The 6,039-nt window shown below is 70.6% G+C and carries 4 protein-coding genes and 1 pseudogene; 4 read left to right on the top strand and 1 reads right to left on the bottom strand.

Translation table 11 applies throughout. The features are described 5' to 3' along the window. Both IH13_RS0119785 and IH13_RS0119780 read left to right on the top strand, forming a co-directional pair. The coding region (locus IH13_RS0119785; RefSeq protein WP_031086262.1) for an SAM-dependent methyltransferase at nucleotides 1-370 on the top strand (370 nt) is incomplete at its 5' end. Next, complete coding sequence (locus IH13_RS0119780; protein ID WP_031086260.1) at nucleotides 367-2,541, top strand: putative bifunctional diguanylate cyclase/phosphodiesterase; 2,175 nt, start codon at nucleotides 367-369, stop codon at nucleotides 2,539-2,541. The genes IH13_RS0119785 and IH13_RS0119780, both read left to right, overlap by 4 nt. A 42-nt stretch (nucleotides 2,542-2,583) precedes the next feature. Here the strand turns inward: IH13_RS0119780 and IH13_RS40975 are convergent. Then, nucleotides 2,584-3,483: pseudogene (locus IH13_RS40975) on the bottom strand (LysR family transcriptional regulator); the annotation flags it as partial. Nucleotides 3,484-3,579: 96 nt separating this feature from the next. On the opposite strand from IH13_RS40975, the gene IH13_RS0119770 reads away from it, so the two are divergent. Further along, a complete protein-coding gene (locus IH13_RS0119770; RefSeq protein ID WP_082317652.1) occupies nucleotides 3,580-4,287 on the top strand; it encodes a succinate dehydrogenase in 708 nt (235 codons plus the stop codon). A gap of 1 nt (nucleotide 4,288) precedes the next feature. Continuing rightward, nucleotides 4,289-6,039, top strand: a 1,751-nt coding sequence (locus tag IH13_RS0119765; protein WP_031086254.1) for a fumarate reductase/succinate dehydrogenase flavoprotein subunit, incomplete at its 3' end; no start/stop codon positions are given.

Raw genomic sequence — 6,039 nt, 5'->3', positions numbered from 1 at the left:
AAAGCCGGTGGCGTTGCTGCTCGTGGCGGTCCTGCACTTCATCGAGGACGCCGACGAGCCCTACGCGGCGGTCGCCGAACTGCGCGAGGCGCTGGCGCCCGGCAGCCTCCTCGTCGTGACCCACGCCTCGTACGAGGGGATCCCGCGGTACCAGGAGGAGGCCGGGGGAGCGGTCGGCGTCTACCGGAACATCCGCAACCCGCTGATCATGCGCTCGCGCGCGGAGACGAGCCGCTTCTTCGAGGGGTACGAGATGGTCGAGCCCGGGCTCGTCCCGATGCCCGACTGGCGGCCGGAGTCGCCCGCGGTGAGGGCCCAGGAAGACCCGTACGCCTTCTCGGGCTTCGCCGGGGTTGGGCGCAAGGCGTGAGCATTCCCGCCCAGGCGTCCGGCGCGCCGGACGCGGAACCGGACGGGCCCGAGGGCCGGCTCCGAAGATTCGCCACCATCTGGAGCCGGGCGATCTTCCCGTCCACGGCGACGTCGATGACCCGGCCCGAGTTCGAGGGGCATCTGCTGCCGCTCGCCCGGGAACTCAGCGGCATACTCCACGCCCGGCCCTTCGACGCGGCGCCGGCCGGCCGGGTGGGAGCGGCGCTGGTCGAGGCGCACTGCACGGACCCCGACGCGCTGAGTTCCACCCTCGGCGTGGTGGACTCGTACCTCGTGCTCTACTGCGGCGGCAACGGCCCGGTGGGGCTGTCGACGGAGGACGGCCGGGCCCGCTGCGCGCGGATCCAGCACGCTCTCGCCGGCGGGTTCACCCAGGCCCTCAGGGAGCGCACCCTGGCCGAGCAGGAGGCCATCGCCCGCTCGGCCCTCGCCGCCCGTTCGCAGGCCGAACAGGCACTGCACGCCACCGAGGCGCGCTTCCGCGCGGTGTTCAAGGACGCGGCCATCGGGATCGGGATAGCCGACCTCGACGGCAACATCCTGGAGATCAACGACACCCTCACCCGGATGTTCGGCGGCCTGGAGAACCACGTCCGCAGCCACAAGGTCAACGAGTGGGTCCACCCCGAGGACTCACCGCACGTGTGGAAGTACTACGACGAACTCGTGCGTGGTGAGCGCGAGCACTACAGCGTCGAGAAGCCCTACTACCGCAACGACGGCACCGTGCTCTGGACCAACCTCACGGTGTCGCTGCTGCGGGACGCGGAGGGCCGTCCGGAGTACCAGCTGGCACTCATGGAGGACACCACCGAGCGGAGGCTGCTCAACCTGCGGCTGCGCTACGAGGCGACGCACGACGCCCTCACCGGGCTGCCGAACCGGACCCTCTTCTTCGAACGGCTGGAGAAGGCGCTCGCCCACCGGGAGGGCATGCGCTTCGGGCTCTGCTACCTCGACCTCGACGGTTTCAAGGCCATCAACGACAGCCTGGGGCACGCGGCGGGCGACCGGTTGCTCGTCGAGGTCGCCGACCGGCTGCAGAGCTGTGCGACCGCGCCCGGGGAGATGGTCGCCCGGCTCGGCGGGGACGAGTTCGTGGCGCTGACGACGGGGCCACGCACCCAGGACGAGGTCCACGAGCTGGCCGGACGCATCCTGTCCGCGCTCGCCACCCCCGTCCGCCTCGACGGTCGTGAGCTGACCGTGCGCGGCTCCATCGGCGTCGTCGAAGGGCCCTCGGGCGAACGTACGGCGGCCGAGGTGCTGCGCAGCGCCGACATCACGATGTACCGGGCCAAGGCGGCGGGCGGCAACCGCTTCGCGCTCGCCGACGCGGAGGCCGACGCCCGGGCCATCACCCGGCACGGGCTGACCACGGCCCTGCCCACCGCGCTGGACCGCGGTGAGTTCTTCATCGAGTACCAGCCGCTGGTGCACCTCGGGGACGGCAGTGTGCACGGCGCGGAGGCACTGGTGCGCTGGTGCCATCCGCAGCACGGGGTCCTCGGCCCCGACCGGTTCATCCCGCTCGCCGAACACACCGGGCTGATCGTGCCACTCGGCCGCTGGGTGCTGGAGGAGTCGGTGCACCAGGCCAACTTCTGGCAGGAACGGCACACCGACGGCGGCCCGTTGCGGATCAACGTCAACCTCTCGCCCACCCAGCTGCACCACCCCGGACTGGTCGCCGAGACCGTGGACGTGCTGGAGCGTTCGGGGCTGGAGCCCGGCGCGCTCTGCCTGGAGGTCACCGAGTCCGCGCTGATCGGCGCCGACGACGACCTGCTCAAGCCGCTGCGGCAACTGGCGGAGATGGGCGTGGACATCGCGCTCGACGACTTCGGTACCGGCTACTCGAACCTGGCCAATCTGCGCCGGCTTCCGGTGAGTGTGCTCAAGCTGGATCGTTCCTTCACCCAGGGAATGCAGCAGCACCCGGCCGACCCCGTGGACCTGAAGATCGTCGAGGGCATCGTCTCGCTCGCCCACAGCCTCGGCCTCGCGGTCACGGTCGAGGGCGTGGAGACCGGGGCACAGGCCGAGCAGCTGAGGCAGATCGGCTGCGACACGGCCCAGGGGTGGTACTACGCGCGGCCCGGGGCGCCGGACCGCATCCACTCGCTGCTGCTGGCCGACGCCGTCTGAGGCGGACCCTTCCGCCGCCGGCCCCTCAACCGCCGGCGGCCGGGGGCCGGCGGGGGCGTCCGGGCGGGCCAGGAGCAGGCGTTGCAGCTCGCGTGCGGCCCGCGGCGGAGCCACGTCGCTGCGGTGCGCCAACGCGATGGTGCGCCGCAGCCCCGGCGGGGCCAGCGGTGTGACCCGCAGGTCCTGGCCCGCCCGTGCGGCGACCATCCTGGGCACGACCGCGATCCCCAGGCCCGCCCGTACGAAGCCGAGCACGGCGTCCATCTCGCCGCCCTCCACCGTGAACTGGGGTTCGAAGCCCTCCGCGCGACAGGCGGCCACCGTCAGCTCCCGCAGGTCGTAGCCGTGCCGGAACATCACCATCGGTTCGTCCTGGAGGTCGGCGACCCGTACGGCGCCCCTCCTCCCCGGGGCCGGCCGGGCCGTGGACGAGAGGACCACGAGGTCCTCCTGGAGCAGCTCCACCGTGGTCAGCACGGGGGAAGCGGCGGGCAGCGGCAGCACCAGCAGGGCGAGGTCGAGCGCACCCCTGGCCAGCTGCCGTACCAGGTCGTGCGAGCCGCCCTCCTCGATCAGCAGCTGGACACCCGGGTGCAGGTCGTGGAAGACGCGCAGCACGTCGGGCAGCAGTCCGGTGCACACGCTCGGAGTGGCACCGAGCCTCACCCGCCCCCGGCGCAGCTGCACCAGCTCCTGCACCTCGTGCCGGGCGGTGTCCGCGTCCGCCAGGATCCGGCGGGCCAGCGGCAGCAGTGCCTCACCCGCGTCGGTGAGGGTGATGTTGCCCCTGGCCCGGCTGAACAGCTCGGCGCCCAGCTCGCTCTCCAGGGCCTTGATCTGCTGGGAGAGCGAGGGCTGCGACACGTGCACGATCTCGGCGGCCCGGGTGAAGTGCCTGGCCTCGGCGACCGCGACGAAATAGGCGAGCTGTTGGAAGTGCATGAAGCCAGGATAGCCACCCTTCATAGGTAACCCCTATGGAGATGAGACCTTTCATGTCTTGGACTGATGGTACCTTTCGGCCCTAGCGTCGTGGCCATGGCATTGGCAACGCGGACGGACCGACGGCCGTCGATGACGCGTACGCTCTGGGACTCGACCGTCGGCAAGAAGACGATCATGGCCGTCAGCGGCCTGATCATGCTCGGGTACCTCGTCGCCCACATGGTGGGCAACCTGAAGATCTTCTTCGGGCCCGGTGAGTACAACCGGTACGGCCACTGGCTGCGCACCATGGGCGAACCCGTCCTGCACTACTCCTGGGGGCTGTGGATCGTCCGGGTGGTGCTGGTCGCCGCCGTCGTGCTGCACGGCGTCTCCGCGTACCAGCTCAGCCGGCGCGACATCAGGGCCCGCCCCGCGAAGTACGTCCACAAGAGGCCCCGCGCGAGCTACGCCACCCGGACCATGCGCTGGGGCGGCGTCATCCTCGCCCTGTTCATCCTCTGGCACCTCCTCGACCTGACGACCGGCACCGTGCACAGCGGCGGCTTCCAGGAGGGCCACCCGTACCAGAACGTGGTCGACACCTTCTCGACCTGGTACGGCAACGTCATCTACATCGTCGCGATGCTCGCCATGGGCCTGCACGTCCAGCACGGCTTCTGGAGCGCGGCACAGACACTGGGCGTCGGCAACGCGACCCGTGACCGGGTCCTGAAGACCCTCGCCAACCTCCTCGCCGTGGTGCTGACGGCGGGCTTCGTCTCCGTACCCGTCGCCGTCATGACCGGATTGGTGAGCTGACATGGCCGACTACACCGCCTACACGACGGGGGAACCCGTCATCGACACCAAGGCGCCCTCAGGCCCCGTCGCGGAGCGCTGGGACACCCGCCGCTTCCAGGCCAGGCTCGTCAACCCGGCCAACCGCCGCAAGCACACCGTCATCGTGGTCGGTACCGGCCTGGCCGGCGGATCGGCCGGCGCGACCCTGGCCGAACAGGGCTACCACGTCGTCCAGTTCTGCTTCCAGGACTCGCCCCGTCGCGCCCACTCCGTCGCGGCCCAGGGCGGCATCAACGCCGCGAAGAACTACCGCAACGACGGAGACTCCGTCCACCGGCTCTTCTACGACACCGTCAAGGGCGGCGACTTCCGCGCCCGCGAGTCCAACGTCCACCGCCTCGCCGAGATCTCCGTCGAGATCATCGACCAGTGCGTGGCCCAGGGCGTCCCCTTCGCCCGCGAGTACGGCGGTCTCCTCGACAACCGGTCCTTCGGCGGCGTCCAGGTCTCCCGTACCTTCTACGCCCGCGGACAGACCGGCCAGCAACTGCTGCTCGGCGCCTACCAGGCGCTGTCCCGCCAGATCGCGGCCGGCAACGTCGAGATGCACGCGCGCACCGAGATGCTCGACCTGATCGTCGTCGACGGCAAGGCCCGCGGCATCGTCGCCCGCGACCTGATCACCGGGAAGACCGAGACCCACTTCGCCGGCAACGTCTTCTACCTGTCGACGAACGCCATGAACTCCAACGCCACCGCGATCTGGCGCGCCCACCGCCGCGGCGCCCACTTCGCCAACCCCTGCTTCACCCAGATCCACCCCACCTGCATCCCGCGCACCGGCGAGCACCAGTCCAAGCTGACCCTGATGAGCGAGTCGCTGCGCAACGACGGCCGCATCTGGGTCCCCAAGGCCAAGGGCGACGACCGGCCGGCCAACGAGATCCCCGAGGACGAGCGCGACTACTACCTGGAGCGGATCTACCCGTCCTTCGGCAACCTCGTCCCCCGCGACATCGCCTCCCGCGCCGCGAAGAACGTCTGCGACGAGGGCCGTGGCGTCGGTCCCGGCGGCCAGGGCGTCTACCTGGACTTCGCCGACGCCATCGCACGCATGGGACGCGCCAAGGTCGAGGAGAAGTACGGCAACCTCTTCGACATGTACGCCCGGATCACCGCCGAGGACCCGTACGAGACCCCGATGCGGATCTACCCCGCCGTGCACTACACCATGGGCGGGCTCTGGGTCGACTACGACCTCCAGACCACCGTCCCGGGCCTGTTCGCGATCGGTGAGGCCAACTTCTCCGACCACGGCGCCAACCGGCTCGGCGCCTCCGCGCTGATGCAGGGCCTCGCCGACGGCTACTTCGTCCTGCCGTCCACCATCAACGACTACCTGGCCCGCAACCCGCACACCGACGAGATCGACGCCGACCACCCGGCCGTGGCGGAGGCGGTGGCCGAGACCGAGGACCGGCTCAGCCTGCTGCTCGCCGTCGGCGGCGACCGCACCCCCGACTCCTTCCACCGGGAGATCGGCGAACTCATGTGGGAGTACTGCGGCATGGCCCGCACCGAGGAGGGCCTGCGCACCGCCCTGGAGCGCATCCCGGCCATCCGCGAGGAGTTCTGGCGCCGCATCAAGGTGCCCGGCACCGGCGAACAGTTCAACCAGTCGCTGGAGAAGGCGAACCGGATCGTCGACTACCTCGAACTGGCCGAGCTCATGTGCCTCGACGCCCTGCACCGCGCCGAGTCCTGCGGCGG

This window comes from Streptomyces sp. NRRL WC-3549 (assembly GCF_000721935.1).
Classification (GTDB): Bacteria; Actinomycetota; Actinomycetes; order Streptomycetales; family Streptomycetaceae; genus Streptomyces.
Note: the sequence above shows the minus strand (reverse complement) of the source record. Positions and strands in the feature narration are given on the sequence as shown.